Origin of the sequence: [Mycobacterium] stephanolepidis (genome assembly GCF_002356335.1) — a bacterium.
Classification (GTDB): domain Bacteria; phylum Actinomycetota; class Actinomycetes; order Mycobacteriales; family Mycobacteriaceae; genus Mycobacterium; species Mycobacterium stephanolepidis.
Map to the genome: position 1 here is coordinate 3,223,373 of NZ_AP018165.1, position 17,837 is coordinate 3,241,209.

A 17,837-nucleotide genomic window follows, 5' to 3' on the forward strand; every position below is an offset into this window, starting at 1 on the left:
CACCACCTGTTCGGGCTTCAGTCCCTGTCTACCACAGATTCAACGGTTGTGGACAGGTCTGCGCCGCCTCACGGATGGCCTTGGCCGAACGCTCATCGAGCGAAAGATGGTATCCGCGAACTACTTCCGCGAATTGCATGGAGTACTGACACCAGAATGCCTTATTCGGCGGCATCCAGCTCGCGGGCGGCTGATCGCCCTTGTCCTTGTTCGCCTGGCCCTGCACAGCGATGAGATTGGCGGGGTCATTGGCAAAACGCCAACGCATAGAAGGTTGCCACTCACGCGCACCCATGTCCCACGCGTACGCCAAGGGAACAATGTGATCGATCTGGACGGCTTCACCGCTCTTCGGGCCACGGGCGAAGCCCACCACTGCTCCCGTGTAGGGATCGTGCAGCATCCCAGCACCCACCGCATTGGGGCATCTGCTGGTGTACACGAAGCTTTTGTCGGCCAGGTCGCGATTCAGGATGTCGTTGCGTGTGTCGCAGCCGTTGTGACCGCCCGGAGCATCGGTGTCATCGGACCACGCATCGCCGAACTCAACGCGCTGATAGTCCTTGCCGCGCACCCTCTTGGGCACCACTATCACCCCGGCCAGTGGATCGACGCCCGGAGCGAGAGTCGGAATATTCGATTGCCCGGCAACGGCATTGGCGCGCTGCAGCCGATACCGGGCCGATACCTGATACGCCACCACCACCGCGATCGCCGCGGCGATGGCGACGACGAGAATGGTGCGATTCCTCACGACTTGTCCAGGTACTCGATCTGGTCGGCGATCAGGAAGCGCCGCGCCATACCCGCCAGTGCCGGTTGGCTCGTCAATTCGGGATCCTCGGTGCACGCCCGCACCGCCATGTCCCGTGCGGTCTCGATCATGTCGCGATGATCCATCAGCGAAAGCAACCGCAGATTCACCGCGCGACCGGACTGGTCACGCCCCAGCACATCGCCCTCGCGGCGCTCCTCCAGGTCCAGCTCGGCCAGGGTGAATCCATCGAGAGTGTCCTGCACCGCACGTAGCCGCCTCCCTGCCGAACCTGCTGGGCTGCAAGGGCTTACCAAGAGACACAGACCCTTGTTGCCGCCGCGACCCACACGACCGCGTAACTGGTGCAACTGGCTGATACCGAACCGATCCGCATCCATGATCAGCATCACGGTGGCATTGGGGACGTCCACACCGACCTCGATCACGGTGGTACAGACCAGAACATCGATCTCGCCCGCGTTGAATGCCGTCATGACGGCGTCCTTCTGCTCCGATGGCAGCCGGCCGTGCAGCAGCCCGATGCGCAGCCCCGGAAGAAGCGAGCCGCGAATGGTCTCGTACAGCTCGGTGACGGGGACCGGTGGAGGGCATTTCTCCTCGGCTTCGTCGGGACCGGAATCTTTGTCGTCCGCGTCGATTCGCGAGGCCACCACATAGGCCTGCCGCCCGGCAGCCACTTCCTCGGCGATCCGTTCCCAGCCGCGCGCCAGCCAGCCCGGCTTCTCCCGGGTGAACACCGCGGTGGTGGTGATGGGCTGGCGCCCGCGCGGCAACTCCCGCAGTGTCGAAGTCTCCAGATCGCCGAACACGGTAAGCGCGACCGTGCGTGGGATCGGGGTGGCCGTCATCACCAGCAGGTGCGGCACAATGCCCTCGGGAGCCTTGGCCCGCAATCGATCCCGCTGCTCAACACCGAACCGGTGCTGTTCGTCGACGACCACCAGACCCAGATTGTGGAAGTCAACCGAGTCCTGCAACAACGCGTGGGTTCCGATGACGATGCCGGCAAGGCCGGTCGCCACATCGGCCTTGATCTGCTTCTTGAGTGCCGGTGACATCGAGCCGGTCAACAGCGCGATGCTGGTCGCGTCGTCGGGAGCCCCCAACTCGCCCGCGGTGGCCAACGATCCGAGCATCGCACGCAGCGATCGGGCATGCTGAACGGCGAGCACTTCGGTGGGCGCCAAGAGGGCGCATTGGTACCCGGCGTCGATCGCCTGCATCATCGCGAGTAGCGCGACGACCGTCTTACCCGAGCCCACTTCACCCTGCAGCAGCCGGTTCATCGGCTTGACCCCGGCAAGATCGGCAGCGATCTCGGCGACAACCTGCTGTTGTCCCTCGGTGAGCTCGAATGGCAACTGGCTCAGTAGGTCATCGCGCAGCTTGCCGTCGGCGCGCGGCATCGGCGGACCCGCCGACCCGACATCGCTGCCACGCCGGATGGCCAGCGCCAGCTGCAGACCCAGCGCCTCATCGAATGCCAGGCGCCTGCGCGCCTGCTTCTGTTCGGCGGCATCCTCCGACATATGTATCTTGCGCAGGGCTTCGTCGAGGGACATCAGGTTGTGCTCGGCCAAGACCGCGTCCGGCAGCGCCTCGGGCACCGGGTCGAGCTGCGCCAGCACCTGGTCGACACAGCGGTAGATGTCCCAGCTTTCCAGGTTCTTGGTTGCGGGATAGATGGGAAACACATTGCGCTGGAATGCCGAAATGGCCGTGGATGCATCCCGCGCGCCTCCGGCGATACCGCGTAGCGCGGTACTCCCCCGAGTTGTGGTGGTGCTCTCGCCGAGCGCGGTTTCCAGCACCAGATAGTCGGGATGGGTCAGCTGGGGTTTACCCCGGAACTCCCCGACCGCTCCGGAGAGCATCACCCGGTTACCCACCTCAAGATCGCGTTTCACCTTGTGTGGATGAAAAAAGGTGGCCTGCACGGCATGGGGGGCGCTCCCGAGCATGACCGAGAGAAACTGCCCCTTGCGGTTGCGCATGCTCTTCAGTTCCGCCGAGGTGATGAACCCCACCAGCGTGGTGTGCTCACCGGGTTTGGCGCGCTCGCCGTCCTGCTCGTCACGCAGGCTGAAGTCGGTGCTGTACCGGCGCGGGTAGTGATGGAGGAGATCCTCGACAGTCAGCAGACCGAATTCGGCCTCGAGAACATCGGATGCCTTGTGTCCCAATACATGATCGAGACGATCGGAAAGTTGCGCCATCTATACCCTGTCACTCCACCCCGATGTGAACGACGTCGGTGTGTTGCCCGGTGCGGTAGATCATCACCTCGACACCGCCATGGTGCGATCGGGTGTGCTCGATCAGCGCCTCGGCAAGAGACTCATCCACCTGGTCCGACAGCAGGATCGTCACCAACTCTCCGCCAGAGGACAACATGATGCTTACCAAAGCCTTTGTGGCATTGGCAACTTCGTGGTTCAGGACCAGTACCTCATCGCCGATGATGCCCATCGCATCTCCCGGCTCACAGGTTCCCGACCAGGTGAGGGCACGCTCGGTGGCCACTCGCACCAGCCCGAATCGGGTGGCTCCTGCCGCACGCGCCATGGTGTAGCTGTCATCGACGGCCATCCGCTCAGGATCGTGCACCGCCAACGCCGCCAGCCCCTGCGCCATGGACGCCGAGGGCAACGGGATGACCGTGATCCCCCATCCGCGTGCCGCGGCACAGACCGCCACCAATTCCTCGGCGGCCATCAACCCGTTGGGCAGCACCATGATCTGATGTGCGCCGCTGTCGACCACCGCGTCGAGGAGACGTTTGGCACTCGCAGGAGGTTCATCGACGCGCAGGACCTGTGCACCCTCGCTCGAGAAAAGCGTGGCCGCGCCGTCGCCCTCCGCCAGCGCCAGCACGCGGCGATGCCGATGCCGCCCATCGTGGTGTCCCCCGCCCACATCACCGCGTAGCGACGAGATCTGGATTGACTGCGGGATCCCGAACTTCATCCCGGCCTCGATGGCGGACCCCGCGTCATTCACGTGCGCGTGCACCGAATACCCCATGTCGCAGTCTCCGGCGATGGCGATGGAATCACCCATCCCGTCGAGCTGCGTTCGCAGGTCTGCGATCTGCAGCTCATCACAGCCGGACAACAGGTACATCACCTCGAATTCGGGCGGCAGTTCCCGTGGAGGGTCCAGGTTCAGTCCGCCCGAACCGCGGCCGGGCCCGGCTACCCACACCTGTGAAGCTGCGTTCTTCGGTGGTGACGGGCTGTACTCACGGCGAGTGGGCAGCTCTCCGGCCACCACCGACACCAGGGCGTCGAGGATGACGACAAGACCGCGAGCACCGGCATCGACCACACCGTTGTCGGCAAGGATGTCGAGCTGCTTGGGCGTCTTCTCCAGGGCCGCCACCGCGGCATCGGCGGCGGTGCTGACGAGGCCGACGAGATCATCAGTAGGCGTGCCATCGGCGACGCGGTCCGCGGCCTCGGCGGCCGCGGCCAGTACCGACACGATGGTGCCCTCGACGGGAGTGCTCATCGAGGCGATCACGAACTGCGATGCCTGTCGCAGCGCCCGGCGCACCACTTCGGCGCCGATGGCGTCCTGATCGGCGGCGGCGTCGGCGATCCCCCGCACAATCTGCGACAGGATGACCCCCGAGTTGCCGCGGGCACCATGGACTGCGCCCCGGGCCAGCGCCGCGGCAACCTGTGCGACCGTGGCGCCATCCCCCAGCGCCTCGGCCGCGTTCACCGCCGAACGCATGGTGAACAGCATGTTTGTGCCGGTGTCGGCATCGGCGACCGGAAACACATTCAGCCGGTTGATCTCGTCGCTGCGGGTGATCAACCCCTCGACGGAGGCGCGCGCCCAATTGAGCAGCGCAGCGCTGTCCAATACCGAGAGCTGCATGTGAGAAAGCCTATCTACCGATGCTGACAGTGTCTGACGCTCTCCCCCGATGGGCTCATCTACGCCCATTTTGGTGTTCACGGGCCGGTCAAGCTATTCTTGCAGGGTTGTGGGCCACCCTGACTGAACAGGTCGTTGGCCGGAATCGCGAGTTTGAGGAGTTTCACTATGGCTGCCGTCTGCGACGTGTGCGGCAAGGGACCCGGCTTCGGCAAGTCGGTTTCGCACTCGCACCGGCGTACCAACCGTCGCTGGAACCCGAACATCCAGACGGTTCACGCCGTCACCTCTCCCGGTGGCAACAAGCAGCGCGTTAACGCCTGCACCTCCTGCATCAAGGCCGGCAAGGTCGTCCGCGGCGCGTAAGCGGCGTGACCCACTGTGTCTGACTACGTCGCCGTTCACCACGGCGTTCTGCACATCACCATCGCCACTGCGGCGGCTGGTACCTCGCTGGACTTCGCGGGAGTAGACGCTGCGGTTCCGGTCTTGCAGAACCTGCCGGCCGAGGTCGGCGCGATCCTGCTGACCAGTAGCGGACCCAATTTCTGCGCCGGCGGTAACGTGCGCGATTTCGCCGGTGCCGAAGACCGGGCGGCCAAGCTCGACGATCTCGCAGGTCGGTTGCATGCCTTTGTGCGTGCGGTGAACGCCGCCGATCGTCCGGTGGTGGCCTCCGCGCACGGGTGGGCCGCCGGTGGCGGGCTCAGCCTGGTACTACTGGCCGATATCGCCATCGGTGGCGAGTCGACCAAGCTGCGTGCCGCCTACCCGGGCATCGGATACTCCTCTGACGGTGGCATGTCCTGGGCGCTGCCCCGCGTTGTCGGCAAGGCCCGCGCCGCCGACATTCTGCTGACCGACCGCGTTGTCGAGGCGCCCGAGGCGCTCTCCATCGGGCTGCTGAGCCGCGTGGTCGCCGACGACGAGGTGCAGGCCACTGCCGTGGCCGCCGCCGAGAAGCTGGCAGCCGGTCCGCGTGAGGCACAGAACCGCATCCGTCGTCTTCTGCGCCTGAGCGCGAACAACACTCTGGACGCACAGCTGGACCTGGAGCAGGCCAGCATCGCCGAAGCCTCCGTCAGCCCGACGGGTATCGAGGGTGTCGACGCCTTCGTGGGCAAGCGCAAGCCCGTCTGGCCCTGACCTCACGAGCCGTTTACCCCGAGCGCATACCAGGCGCAGGGGTTTCGCTCCGATCGCATGCACCAGGTATGCACTCGACGAGCCGCGTTCTCAGCCCTGCAGTTTCTTTCGAATCCAGTTCACAACCCACGGGATCGCGAGCATATCGGCGGTGATGTGCTCACCGGGCAGAGCCCAGTAGTCCACGTCGGCACCGTTGGCGCGCCAGGTATCGCGCAACGCCAGAGCTCCCTCTTCGGGAATGAACAGATCGCCGACCGCCTTACTGCGCGAGCCGTGATACAGCAGCACCGGCATCGTCGGGGTCAGGTCACCGGGCCGGTTGGCGCGGATAACGTGTTGCCCCAGCTCCGATTCGAACGGTGCCTCGATCGCCGAGAGCAGGTCCAGGTCGAATCGCAGCAGACCCGCTGCGGCCAGCGGTGGCTGAGGCAAATTCTTGGCCCGGATCGCACAGTAGAGCGCAAAATCCCCGAAAATCGTCGCCAATTCAGGGAATTCGCGAGCCTGGCCAATGGTGGCGGCGGCGAAGAGCCCCGCGCCGACACCTCGATTCATGCTGCCGTGTAACAGCGCGTAATCGGTGGGGGTCCCTCCCGCCGCCGCGGCCGCGATACGCAGTTCGGGCGCATACGACGGCTGCAGCTGTGCGGCCCACACCGTGGCGATGGCCCCACCGCTGTATCCGTGCATGACTATCGGCGAATCGGCGAGATCGGGCCGTTCCGAGAGCATTCCGCGTACCGAGTCCAGTACCGCGTGCCCGGCCATCTTCCCGGCCGCATACGACATCCGCGGGCCTTCATGATCCGGGAACAGCACGGCGTAGTTCTGCGCGGACAGGAAAGGGAACATCGGCGGATTGTCCCGATACCAAAGGTGCGCCAAACGATACGACGGCGTGAACTTGAGCCCCAGGGAGTTGATCGCCTGATTGCGTACCACCACCGGACGTGAACCGGGGCCATGCCACGGGCGGTCCGGCTCGATCAATGCCGCGGTCACGGGGACGGCATTACCCGCGGTATCGGTGGAGCGCACCATGATCCGCTGCATGGTGGCCTTGCGCAGCGGAAGCCGGGGCGAGACCCGATCGGCGCGAATGACCTCGCCGGGTGCCAGCAGGCTCAGATCGCCCGGGTCGCTGTAGAAGTCGTCACCGTCGATCGGTGTCGGCAGAATCGCCGAGTACGGGTCCGCACGTTGCTCGGCGGTGAGGTGGCGCACCGCCCAGGCATTGAGCCGGTCGACCACCGCCGGAGTACGCAGCGCGGTTCCGCCGGTCGCCAGGGCCGCTGTCAAGCCACCCACGGCGGTCAATGCACCTGTAGACCAACGCATTACGGCAGCCGCCAATCAATCGGTTGGGCACCCAATCCGGCGAGCAGTTCGTTGGCCCGGCTGAACGGTTTGGAGCCGAAGAATCCACGTGAGGCGGACAGCGGTGAGGGATGCACCGATTCGATGGTGGGCACACTCGCGCCCAGCATCGGCTTGAGCGTCGCCGCGTCACGCCCCCACAGAATGGCGACCAACGGTGTGTTCCGCGCGACCAGCGCCCTGATCGCGCATTCGGTCACCATCTCCCAACCCTTGCCGCGATGCGAGGCCGGGGTACTCGGCTGCACCGTCAGCACCCTGTTCAGCAGCATCACCCCCTGCTGCGACCATGGCGTCAGGTCGCCGTTGGCGGGCTTGGGCAGCCCGAGATCGCTCTGATACTCGTCGAAGATGTTGGCCAGGCTGCGCGGCACCGGTCGTACGTCGGCCGCCACCGAGAAACTCAGGCCCATCGCGTGCCCGGGCGTCGGGTAGGGGTCCTGTCCGACGATGAGTACCCGGACATCGGCCAACGGATACGTGAACGCGCGCAGCACGTTTGCCCCGGTGGGCAGGTATCCGCGGCCCGAGGAGTTCTCGTCGCGCAGGAACTCCCCCATCTTGGTCACCTGATCGGCAACGGGTCCCAGTGCATCGGCCCAGCCGGGGTCAACCAGCTCGGTGAGAGGTCGGGCGGTCACGGAGAGTCAACTTAGCCGAAAAGAATCCCACCCGGTCGCCCGAGTCCAGGGTTCGCCGTCAACCGTCACACCCGTTTGCCCCGCCGTCACCTGACCGATAGGAATCCAGCCCGCGGGGACCTCATCGGGAAAGGTTGCGACCAGGGCATGCTCCTCGCCGCCGGTGAAGATCCACTCCCACGGGTCGGCGCCGAGTAGCCCCGAGGCGCCCGCGAGCGGCACCAGATACGGCTCCATGTTCGACGAGCTCAGGTCGACGCGGACCGCGCTCGATTCCGCGATATGTCCCAGATCGGCCAACAGACCGTCGGAGACATCCGTCATGGCCGTCGCTCCGACCCGCGCCGCCACCGCACCCTGCCCATACGGTGGTGACGGCACCAGGTGGACCGCGCGAAGCTGCGGGAACTCGTCAATACCGTCCTGCCACAGGCGGAGTCCTGCCGCCGAGGTGCCCAGCGCACCACAGAGGGCAACCGTGTCTCCCACGGCGGCCCCGCTGCGGGTCACCGGTGCGCGCCCCTGCAGGTCGCCGAGCGCGGTCACCGAGATCACCAGCTCGCGCGAGGCCACCAGATCTCCGCCCGCGATCGATGCCTGCACCCGCGCCGCTTCGGCCCAGATTCCGTCGTTGAGCTGGTCGAGGAACGCGATGTCGGTTTCGGCGGGCGCACCCACCGCGACCACAAAGGCGGTGACCCGTCCCCCCATGGCCTCGATATCTGCAGCGTTCTGCGCCACCGCTTTTCGGCCGATATCCGACGGCGATGACCAGTCGAGGCGAAAATGTCTGTCCTGCACCAACATATCCGTGGACACCAGAACTCGGCTGTCCGGCGCGCGGACCACTGCGGCGTCGTCACCGGGGCCGAGCTGGACGTCGGCACCGGGCACACGACCCGCTGTGAGCCGGCTGATCACGCCGAACTCGCCGGTATCGCCCAGATTTGGCACTCGGTTAGTGTAGGCCCGTGCAATCCGAAGACGGCCCGCCCCGCAAGCTCCTCATCGGTATCGCCATTTTCGGCGCGGTCGCAGCCCTGGCCGTTCTGTTCGGTGTCCTGAAATTCGCACAGTTCCAGGACGACAAGAAACCCGTGGCCATCACCAATATCCCAGCACCTCAGGCTAATTCACCACTCTGTGTGGATATGACCAAGGCATATCCGGACGGCATGGCGGGCGACTGGAAGCGGGCGCAGATCGTCGAACCCAAACCACCCGCGGCGGCCGCGTGGCGCCGCGGCCAGGATTCGGTGGTTGCGCGCTGTGGTGTGGACCGGCCGGCCGAGTTCGCCGTCGGCACCTCGGTCGAGCAGATCAACGGGGTGCAATGGTTTCGGGTCACCGATGCCGCGGTCGGAATCACCACGTGGTTTGCCGTGGATCGCGGCGTCTACATCGCCGTGACCATGCCCGATGGTTCAGGCACGGAGCCGTTGATCGAGATGTCCGACGCCATCGGCAAGGCGCTACCGGCTGTCAAACCCGATCCGCTGCCACTACCACGCTGAATCAGCGCAGGCCAGTGCCGCGCGCCAGCGCGGTGCGCACCATCGCATCCAGCAGCGCCGGGTAGTCGACACCGGTAGCCGCCCACATCCGGGGGTACATCGAAATCGTGGTGAATCCGGGCATGGTATTGATCTCGTTGATCAGCGGGCCGTCCTCGGTGAGGAAGAAGTCCACCCGGGCCAGGCCCTGGCAATCGATCGCCCGGAAAGACGCCACCGCCAGCTCGCGGATCTGATCGCTCACGTCGTCGTCAACCTTGGCGGGCACGTCCAATTCGGCGGTGTCATCCAGGTATTTGGTCTCGAAGTCATAGAAGGCAGCCGTATCCGTCTCGGCCTCATGGACACCCTCGACCCGAATCTCGCCGAGCACGCTGGCGCGGATATCCCCGTCGGGGAACTCAAGCACACCGCACTCGAGTTCACGTCCGACGATGGCGGCCTCGACGATCACCTTCGGGTCGAACTGGCGCGCATGGGCAATCGCGGCAGACAGTTCCTCCCACGCGGTGACGCGGGAGACACCGAAGGACGAGCCCGCCCGGGCAGGCTTGACGAACACCGGCAGTCCCAGATCCTCGCGCTGCTCCGCGGTCAGCGTGGCATCACGCGGACGGATCACGACGTACTCGCCGATGGGTAGTCCCTCAGCGGCCAGCAGTTTCTTGGTGAATTCCTTGTCCATACCGGCCGCGCTCGCCAGAACGCCCGCGCCCACATAGGGCACTCCGGCCAGCTCCAGCAGACCCTGAATGGTGCCGTCCTCGCCGTAGGGCCCGTGCAGCACCGGGAACACCACATCCACGGAGGCCAGCACCTGTCCTGCGGCGCTCGAATCAACGTTGACCAACTGGCCCGCGCGACGCGGATCGGTGGCGAGCAACAGTTCGGTACCAGAAGCATCGGTGACCTGCGGCAGCGTGCGGTCGCTGATCGCCAGCTGCGCCGGGTCGCCATCGGTCAGCACCCAGCCACCCTCGGGGGTGACACCGACCGCCACCACCTCGTACGCGTCCTGGTCGAGATTGCGCAGAACGCTGCCGGCGGACACGCAGGAAATCGCGTGCTCACTACTACGTCCGCCGAACACGAGCGCGACCTTGATCCGGGAGTCGTTCACAGTGTCAGACCGTACCGGCTGCGAGCGCGGTCTCAATGTCAGCCAGCAGATCGTCGGTGTCCTCAATGCCCAGGGAGATCCGCGCGAATCCTTCCGGAACCGCGTCACCCCAGCGCGCCCGGCGATCCACCGAGGTGTGCACGCCACCGAAACTCGTCGAGGCGGCCAATAGCTCGCTGGCACGCACCAGCGCGTGCACGGCGTCGGCACTGGCCAGTTCAATCGACACGAGGGAACCGAACCTGCTCATCTGTGCCGACGCCACAGGATGGGAAGGATCGCCCGCAAGCCCGGGGTACCGCACCGACGCCACACCGGGGTGCTCGCTCAGCATCGTCGCCAGTGCGAGAGCGTTCTGACACTGGCGTTCGAACCGCAACCCGGCGGTGGCGAGGCTGCGCGCTCCCAGCCAGGCCTCGAACGGACCCAGAATCGCCCCGGCACGCGATCGCTCCTGCAAGACGGCAGACAGCAGATCCTCGCGCGACCCCGCGACGTATCCGGCGATCAGGTCACTGTGACCGGAAAGCGCCTTCGTCGCGCTCGCGACCACAAGGTCGGCGCCCAACTCCAGCGGCAGCTGACCCATCGGGGTGGCCGTGGTGTTGTCCACCACCAACACCCCACCGCGTGCGTGCGTCTCACGGGCCAGCAGGGCCAAGTCCACCACATCCAGGCGCGGGTTGGAGGGGGTCTCCGCCACCAACACATCGGCCTGCGCAGCGGCAGCCACGATCTCGTCCGACTTGGCAGCAATCACGTTAATACCCAGCGCTGCAAGGTTTTCCGTGGCATAACGCCGCGTCTGATAGTACCCGTCCTCCGGGACCACCAGCGTCTGCCCGGGGCGGACCAGCGCACGTAAGGTCGAGGCGATCGCCCCCATACCCGAGCCGAACACCAGCGCGTTATCGGCGCGCTCCAACGCCGCCAGACCCGATTCCCATTGTCTCCAAATGGGATTGGACGCACGCCCGTAAGTGTCCAGAGAGTCGTCCTCGGGTACCGGCAGGTGATAGGCGGAGGCGAATACCGGCCCCGCAAGAAAAGGTTGCCCGGCAACAGGTTCGGCGGTGGCGGCCACAACGGCCCGGGTCGATATCCCTGGCTCTGGCATGTGCTTACTCCGGTTTGGTACTGCGCCCTAACAACTGGGCGACGGCATCGGTGACGCTCAGTCCGCGATGACAGACGCCATGAACAGCTTCGGTGAGCGGCATCTCGACGTCATAGCTCGATGCCAACGCCAGGATGGACTCACAGGAGGTGACTCCCTCCGCGACCCTACCGCCGGCGGCGTTACGGGCCTCCTGCAGCGTCTCACCGCTGCCCAGCCGCATGCCGAAGGTCCGGTTTCGCGAATGGGTCGAGGTGCAGGTGGCCACCAGGTCGCCGACCCCCGCCAGACCCGCAAGCGTGGTGTGGCTGGCGCCCAGTGCCAGCCCCAGCCGGGTGATCTCGGCCAGGCCGCGCGTGATGATGGTGGCTATCGTGTTCTCCCCCAACCCGACTCCGGCGGCCATGCCGCAGCTCAGGGCGATCACGTTCTTACACGCACCCCCCACCTCGCAGCCAACGACGTCGGTGTTGGTGTACGGGCGGAAGTAATGCGTGGAGAAGGCGCGCTGCAGTGCGACGGCCCTGGTCGAGTCGGTGCACCCGATGACGGTGGCGGCGGGCTGGCCCGCAGCGATCTCGCTGGCCAGATTCGGACCGGTCAGCACGGCGACCCGGCTGGGATCGGTGCCCAGCACCTGAGTGACGACCTGACTCATCCGCATGAGCGTGCCGACCTCGATGCCCTTGGCCAGGCTCACCACCGAGGATCCGGGTTCGATGAGGTCGGCCCAGGGGGTCAGGTTGGCACGCAGAGACTGCGACGGCACCGCCAACAGCACCAGGTCGGCGCCCTGCAGGGCCTCTTCGGCCACTCCCGTGGCGACTATCGACGCGGGCAGGTCGACATCACTGAGGTACACCGAGTTCCGGTGCGTCGCATTGATCTCATCGGCCAGTTCGGATCGGCGTGCCCACAACCGGACATCGTGTCCGGCGTCGGCAAGCACCTTGCCCAACGCGGTCCCCCAGGAACCAGCACCCATCACCGCAGCCGTGGCCATGGCAGACACCCTAGCCGGGGCTGGCACCATGGAGTACGTGGGCAGACAGGCTGGCACAGACTTCGGCGTGATCATCGCGGTCAAGAACTTGGCGACCGCGAAGAGCCGCCTGGCGCCATCGCTTCCCGCACCTGAACGGGAACGGCTGGTGCTGGGCATGCTGACGCACGCCATCTCGGTGGCCTTCTCCGCCGCCCCAACAGTGGCGGTGATCAGTCCCGATCCGGCGGCCAAGGCGGCGGCCGGAGAGGCCGGGGCCCGGTTCATCTTCGATGACACACCAGAGGGCCACCCCGACCCGCTGAACAACGCGTTGCGCAGCGCCGCCACCCAGCTGCGGGCGGTATCTCCGAATCTTGTTGTGTTGCAGGCCGACCTTCCCGCGGTGACGGCCCGGGAGTTCGCGGCCGCGATGGAGGCGGCCCGCAGCCATTCACGCAGCTTCGTCGCCGACCGGCACGGCACCGGCACGGCGGCGCTGTTCAGCACCGATGGCGAGCTGAATCCGCTGTTTGGAATCGATTCGGCACGGCGGCACAAGGATTCGGGGGCCGTCGAGCTCACCGGCGATTGGCCCGGTTTGCGCTGTGATGTGGACACCCCGGAAGATCTGAGCGCGGCCCGCGAACTGGGGGCAGCGCTGCCGCTCTGAGTTGGACCGGTAACTCTATGATCACAAGGGTGACCACACCCAGCGTTCCCCCGGCCGCAACCACGATCGCGTCGGGTGAGGAGCTGCCCGAAGACCGGTATCTCAACCGGGAGCTCTCGTGGCTGGATTTCAACACGCGCGTGCTCGCCCTGGCCGCCGACGAATCACTGCCCATCCTGGAGCGTGCGAAGTTCCTGGCGATCTTCGCCTCCAATCTGGACGAGTTCTACATGGTCCGCGTTGCCGGCTTGAAACGCCGCGACGAGACAGGCCTGTCGGTGCGTTCGGCCGATGGCCTGTCGCCACGTGAGCAGTTGAAACTGATTGGTGAGCGCACGCAGGAGATCTCGGTCCAGCACGCCCGGGTGTTCAGCGAGTCCGTACGGCCGGAGCTCGCCGAGAACGGCATTTTCGTCGTCACCTGGGCGGACCTCTCGGAGAACGAGCGCAGTTATCTTTCCTCGTACTTCACCGACCAGGTCTTTCCGGTGCTGACCCCACTGGCCGTCGACCCGGCGCATCCGTTTCCCTATATTTCGGGCTTGAGCCTGAATCTCGCGATCACCGTCCAGGTTCCCGAGACGGGCGGCCAGCACTTCGCCCGAATCAAGGTGCCTGACAACGTCGATCGATTCGTCAGGCTGCGCAGTCCGGAGGGCGCCGAGGCCGCACAGGCGGCCCACACCGCTCGCTTCCTGCCCATGGAGGAGCTCATCGCCGCGCACCTGTCGGCGCTGTTCCCGGGTCTGGAAGTGGTGGAACATCATGCGTTCCGCATCACGCGGAACGCCGATTTCGAGGTCGAGGAAGACCGGGACGAAGATCTTCTGCAGGCGCTGGAACGCGAATTGGCGCGTCGGCGGTTCGGCTCACCGGTTCGGCTCGAGGTCGCCGACGATATGACCGAGCACATGCTCGAGCTGCTATTGCGCGAGCTGGATGTGCATCCGGGTGATGTGGTGCAGGTGCCGGGCCTGCTCGACTTGTCCTGCTTGTGGCAGGTCTATGGCGTGGATCGTCCCGCGCTCAAGGACCCCACGTTCGTGCCGGCAACCCATCCCGCGTTCGGCCAGGGCGAGACCCCGAAGAGCATCTTCTCCACCCTGCGCGACGGTGATGTGCTGGTTCATCATCCCTATGACTCGTTTTCCACCAGCGTGCAACGGTTTATCGAACAGGCGGCGGCCGACCCGCAGGTGCTGGCCATCAAGCAGACGCTGTACCGCACCTCTGGCGACTCGCCCATCGTCAATTCGCTCATCGACGCCGCCGAGGCCGGTAAGCAGGTGGTCGCCCTCGTCGAGATCAAGGCGCGCTTCGACGAGCAGGCCAACATCAAGTGGGCCCGCGCCCTGGAAGATGCGGGCGTGCACGTGGTCTACGGCTTGATCGGTCTGAAGACGCACTGCAAGACGGCTCTGGTGGTGCGTCGCGAGGGGTCTGCCATCCGGCGGTACTGCCATATCGGTACCGGGAACTACAACCCGAAGACCGCCCGGCTCTACGAGGACGTCGGCCTGCTGACCAGTGCGCCCGAGATCGGCGCGGATCTCACCGACCTGTTCAACTCGCTCACCGGGTATTCACGGAAGGTGTCCTACCGCAACCTGTTAGTGGCGCCGCACGGAATACGCGCCGGGATCGTCGACCGCATCGACCGCGAGATCGCAGCTCATCGAGCGGGGCAAGACGCCCGCATCCGGCTGAAAATGAACGCGTTGGTTGATGAGCAGGTCATCGATGCGCTGTACCGAGCATCACAGGCCGGTGTTCCCGTCGAGGTGGTGGTGCGCGGGATCTGCGCATTACGACCCGGGGTTCCGGAGTTCTCCGGCAGCGTGACGGTGCGATCCATTCTCGGCCGGTTCCTTGAACATTCGCGAATCATTCACTTCAACGCCATCGATGAATTCTGGATCGGCAGCGCCGACATGATGCATCGTAATCTGGATCGACGGGTCGAGGTGCTTGCACGCGTCACCGATCCGAAGCTCACCGCACAGCTCGACGATATGTTCACCTCCGCGTTGGACTCCCGGACCCGCTGCTGGGAGCTGCAGTCCGATGGTCAGTGGTTGGCCTCGCCTGCGGACGGCGAGGAGGTGCGCGACCATCAGGTCGAAATGATGAAACGGCACCGCTCGCACACGTGAGCTAGCCCAGGTTCTTCCGGCTGAACAACTCTCCCCCGAAGGAGCTTTCGTGCCCGATCCGACTACGCGGACCGGTGCAGCGGTCCTTGCCGCCGGAGCCGCGCTCTGGCGGTACAAGGAAGGCACTGCCGGAGCCATCGAAGTGGCGTTGGTGCACCGGCCACGGTACGACGATTGGTCATTACCGAAGGGCAAGCTCGACCCCGGTGAGACGGCGGCCATCGCGGCCGTCCGCGAGATCGCCGAGGAGACCGGATTCACCGCCCGGCTCGGCAGACGGTTGCCATCGGTGAGTTACCCGGTGGCCCAGGGAACCAAACGCGTCAGATACTGGGCGGCACAAGCTTTGGACGGCAAGTTTGAGGCCAACAATGAAGTCGATGAGATTCAGTGGCTGCCGGTGGCGCGGGCGATCAAAACGGTCAGCTACGCAGTTGATCGGAAAGTGCTGCGAAATCTCGCAAAGCACGAAATTGACACGCGGACATTGATCATTGTGCGCCACGGAAAAGCGGGACGAAAGGAACGCTATTCCGGCGATGACACGCTGCGTCCGTTGGACAAGAAAGGCCGCGCCCAGGCCGAAGCGCTTACCAGCCAATTACTCGTATTCGGCGCCAGCGCCATTCACGCTGCCGATCGATTGCGCTGCCGGCAGACCGTCGAACCGCTTGCCGAAGAACTGAACACGGTGATCTATAGCGAGCCCGCACTCAGTGAAGAGGCCTACTGGGCTGACCGAAAGCGTGCGCATCGCAGAATTCTCGAAATCGCCGGATCGGACGGTATCAGGGTGGTATGCACTCAAGGACGGGTCATCCCAGACCTCATCCAATGGTGGGCAGATCGCGACGGTGTCCGCCCCGATAAGTCACGTAACCGCAAGGGCAGCATGTGGGTGCTGTCGATGCACGGCCAGAAACTGCTGGCCGCAGACCATCTGGACAGCCCGCTGCCCGCCGGCAGCTAGCCGCCAACACTGCCCTCAAAAGCAACATCGGGCCCCACCCTGAGGTGGGACCCGATGTTGTCTTGAAACTACTTGCGGCCCTTCTTGGCCGGAGCCTTCTTGGCCGGAGCCTTCTTGGCGGGAGCCTTGGTCGCGGCCTTCTTGGCGGGAGCCTTGGTCACGGCCTTCTTGACGGGAGCAGCCTTCTTGACGGCGACTGCCTTCTTCACGGGCGCCTTCTTGGCGGGAGCAGCCTTCTTGACCACTGCCTTCTTCACGGGCGCCTTCTTGGCGGGAGCAGCCTTCTTGACGGCGACTGCCTTCTTGACCGGAGCGGCCTTCTTGGCGGGAGCCTTCTTGGCCGGGGCGGCCTTCTTGGCGGCGGCACGCTTCGCCGGGGCGGCGGTGGAACCACGCTTCACAGCGGGACCGTCGGCCGGAAGCTTCTGCGAGCCAGAGACAACCGCCTTGAACTGTGCACCGGGACGGAACGTCGGAACCGACGTCGGCTTCACCTTGACGGTCTCACCGGTACGCGGGTTGCGGGCGACACGTGCGGCGCGGCGACGCTGCTCGAAAACGCCAAAACCGGTGATGGTCACGCTCTCACCCTTATGCACGGTGCGAACGATGGTGTCGACGACGTGCTCCACCGCGGCGGTGGCTTGCCGACGATCCGAGCCCAATTTCTGTGTCAGAACGTCGATGAGCTCTGCTTTGTTCATGTAAAACCCTCCGAAGCCAGTGGTCCACTTTGAACCGACTTCGAACACGGTAAACCCAACTGCACCTGATTTCCAAGTGCCACGCGTAATTTCGGCAAAATTCTCTAAGCCATTTGCCGACCCAAAAGGAATGCCCTTGGCCCCCAAGGGCGCCCAATCAGCTACTCGGAGGGCTCCAAAGTACGGGGTTTGAACTGCGGCCTGGAGGCCTCGAAAGCTTCGATTTCGTCGACTTTCCGCAGCGTAAAGCCTATATCGTCCAATCCTTCGAGCAGCCGCCACCTGGTGTAGTCGTCAATCTCAAACGGCACCACCGCCGTTCCGGCGGTCACTGTCCGATCGTCAAGATTCACAGTGAGTTCCAAACCGGGATTCTGCTCGATCAGTTTCCACAGCAGCTCGATGTTGGACTGATCCACCAGTCCGGCGACCAGACCGGCCTTACCGGCGTTGCCCCGGAAGATGTCTCCGAAACGGGACGACAGTACTACTCGAAATCCGTAGTCCATCAAGGCCCACACGGCGTGCTCGCGGGACGATCCGGTGCCGAAATCGGGCCCGGCGACAAGCACGCTGCCTCGGTCGAACGGCTCCTGATTGAGAATGAACGAGGGATCAGCACGCCATCCGGCGAAGAGACCGTCCTCGAAACCCGTTCGGGTGACACGCTTGAGGTACACCGCCGGGATGATCTGATCGGTATCGACGTTGGAACGACGCAGCGGCACACCAATTCCGGTGTGAGTGTCGAATGCCTCCACTATTTCCTCTCCC

General features: G+C 65.0%; 17 protein-coding genes. 6 read left to right on the top strand and 11 right to left on the bottom strand.

Features of this window, described 5'->3' with window-relative positions; translation table 11 throughout:
- Nucleotides 1-28: 28 nt before the first annotated feature.
- From MSTE_RS16055 to MSTE_RS16065, 3 genes are read right to left on the bottom strand one after another with little or no spacing between them, the layout of a single operon-like run.
- Entirely contained in the window at nt 29-754 is a 726-nt protein-coding gene (locus tag MSTE_RS16055; protein ID WP_096502667.1) for an HNH endonuclease family protein, read from the bottom strand.
- Nucleotides 751-2,994 carry an ATP-dependent DNA helicase RecG gene (recG, locus tag MSTE_RS16060; protein ID WP_096502669.1) on the bottom strand — a complete coding sequence of 748 codons (2,244 nt, stop codon included), beginning with the start codon at nt 2,992-2,994 and terminating at the stop codon, nt 751-753. The genes MSTE_RS16055 and recG overlap by 4 nt, the downstream gene beginning before the upstream one ends.
- 10 nt (nt 2,995-3,004) lie before the next feature.
- Nucleotides 3,005-4,663 (bottom strand): DAK2 domain-containing protein, encoded by a 1,659-nt coding sequence (locus MSTE_RS16065; RefSeq protein ID WP_096502671.1) that lies wholly within the window; start codon nt 4,661-4,663, stop codon nt 3,005-3,007.
- 168 nt (nt 4,664-4,831) lie between these two features.
- On the opposite strand from MSTE_RS16065, the gene rpmB reads away from it, so the two are divergent.
- Together rpmB and MSTE_RS16075 are read left to right on the top strand one after the other, a co-directional pair.
- Entirely contained in the window at nt 4,832-5,029 is a 198-nt protein-coding gene (rpmB, locus tag MSTE_RS16070) for a 50S ribosomal protein L28 (RefSeq protein ID WP_005056915.1), read from the top strand.
- Nucleotides 5,030-5,044: 15 nt separating this feature from the next.
- The gene (locus MSTE_RS16075; RefSeq protein WP_096502673.1) at nt 5,045-5,809 is read left to right on the top strand and encodes an enoyl-CoA hydratase/isomerase family protein; all 765 of its coding nucleotides are present in this window, start codon (nt 5,045-5,047) and stop codon (nt 5,807-5,809) included.
- 90 nt (nt 5,810-5,899) lie between these two features.
- Here MSTE_RS16075 and MSTE_RS16080 read toward each other — a convergent pair whose 3' ends face one another.
- The 3 genes from MSTE_RS16080 to MSTE_RS16090 are packed head-to-tail and all read right to left on the bottom strand — an operon-like array spanning nt 5,900 to nt 8,784.
- Nucleotides 5,900-7,150, bottom strand: a complete 1,251-nt coding sequence (locus tag MSTE_RS16080; RefSeq protein ID WP_096502675.1) for a lipase family protein — start codon at nt 7,148-7,150, stop codon at nt 5,900-5,902.
- Nucleotides 7,150-7,830 (bottom strand): uracil-DNA glycosylase, encoded by a 681-nt coding sequence (locus tag MSTE_RS16085; protein WP_096502677.1) that lies wholly within the window; start codon nt 7,828-7,830, stop codon nt 7,150-7,152. The genes MSTE_RS16080 and MSTE_RS16085 overlap by 1 nt, the downstream gene beginning before the upstream one ends.
- Nucleotides 7,831-7,836: 6 nt before the next feature.
- Nucleotides 7,837-8,784 carry a thiamine-phosphate kinase gene (locus MSTE_RS16090; protein WP_096502679.1) on the bottom strand — a complete coding sequence of 316 codons (948 nt, stop codon included), beginning with the start codon at nt 8,782-8,784 and terminating at the stop codon, nt 7,837-7,839.
- A 17-nt stretch (nt 8,785-8,801) separates the two neighbouring features.
- Here MSTE_RS16090 and MSTE_RS16095 point away from each other — a divergent pair, with 17 nt between their 5' ends.
- On the top strand, nt 8,802-9,344 hold the full coding sequence (locus MSTE_RS16095) for a DUF3515 domain-containing protein (protein ID WP_096502681.1): 543 nt from the start codon (nt 8,802-8,804) through the stop codon (nt 9,342-9,344).
- A gap of 1 nt (nt 9,345) precedes the next feature.
- Here the strand turns inward: MSTE_RS16095 and MSTE_RS16100 are convergent, their stop codons facing one another.
- From MSTE_RS16100 to MSTE_RS16110, 3 genes are read right to left on the bottom strand one after another with little or no spacing between them, the layout of a single operon-like run.
- Nucleotides 9,346-10,464: a D-alanine--D-alanine ligase family protein gene (locus tag MSTE_RS16100; RefSeq protein WP_096502683.1), complete on the bottom strand. Its 1,119-nt coding sequence runs from the start codon at nt 10,462-10,464 to the stop codon at nt 9,346-9,348.
- A 4-nt stretch (nt 10,465-10,468) separates the two neighbouring features.
- A complete protein-coding gene (locus MSTE_RS16105) occupies nt 10,469-11,581 on the bottom strand; it encodes a cystathionine gamma-lyase (RefSeq protein ID WP_096502685.1) in 1,113 nt (370 codons plus the stop codon).
- 4 nt (nt 11,582-11,585) lie between these two features.
- Nucleotides 11,586-12,566: an NAD(P)H-dependent glycerol-3-phosphate dehydrogenase gene (locus MSTE_RS16110; RefSeq protein ID WP_231897111.1), complete on the bottom strand. Its 981-nt coding sequence runs from the start codon at nt 12,564-12,566 to the stop codon at nt 11,586-11,588.
- Nucleotides 12,567-12,612: 46 nt separating this feature from the next.
- Here MSTE_RS16110 and cofC point away from each other — a divergent pair, with 46 nt between their 5' ends.
- The 3 genes from cofC to mutT1 are packed head-to-tail and all read left to right on the top strand — an operon-like array spanning nt 12,613 to nt 16,359.
- Nucleotides 12,613-13,236 carry a 2-phospho-L-lactate guanylyltransferase gene (cofC, locus tag MSTE_RS16115; RefSeq protein WP_162291668.1) on the top strand — a complete coding sequence of 208 codons (624 nt, stop codon included), beginning with the start codon at nt 12,613-12,615 and terminating at the stop codon, nt 13,234-13,236.
- 17 nt (nt 13,237-13,253) lie between these two features.
- A complete protein-coding gene (locus tag MSTE_RS16120; RefSeq protein ID WP_096502689.1) occupies nt 13,254-15,389 on the top strand; it encodes an RNA degradosome polyphosphate kinase in 2,136 nt (711 codons plus the stop codon).
- 49 nt (nt 15,390-15,438) lie between these two features.
- Nucleotides 15,439-16,359: an 8-oxo-(d)GTP phosphatase MutT1 gene (mutT1, locus tag MSTE_RS16125; RefSeq protein WP_096502691.1), complete on the top strand. Its 921-nt coding sequence runs from the start codon at nt 15,439-15,441 to the stop codon at nt 16,357-16,359.
- A gap of 68 nt (nt 16,360-16,427) precedes the next feature.
- Here the strand turns inward: mutT1 and MSTE_RS16130 are convergent, their stop codons facing one another.
- Both MSTE_RS16130 and leuD read right to left on the bottom strand, forming a co-directional pair.
- Nucleotides 16,428-17,063: an HU family DNA-binding protein gene (locus MSTE_RS16130; RefSeq protein WP_057967672.1), complete on the bottom strand. Its 636-nt coding sequence runs from the start codon at nt 17,061-17,063 to the stop codon at nt 16,428-16,430.
- Between the two features lie 161 nt (nt 17,064-17,224).
- Nucleotides 17,225-17,824 carry a 3-isopropylmalate dehydratase small subunit gene (gene leuD, locus MSTE_RS16135; protein ID WP_096502693.1) on the bottom strand — a complete coding sequence of 200 codons (600 nt, stop codon included), beginning with the start codon at nt 17,822-17,824 and terminating at the stop codon, nt 17,225-17,227.
- Nucleotides 17,825-17,837: the final 13 nt, after the last annotated feature.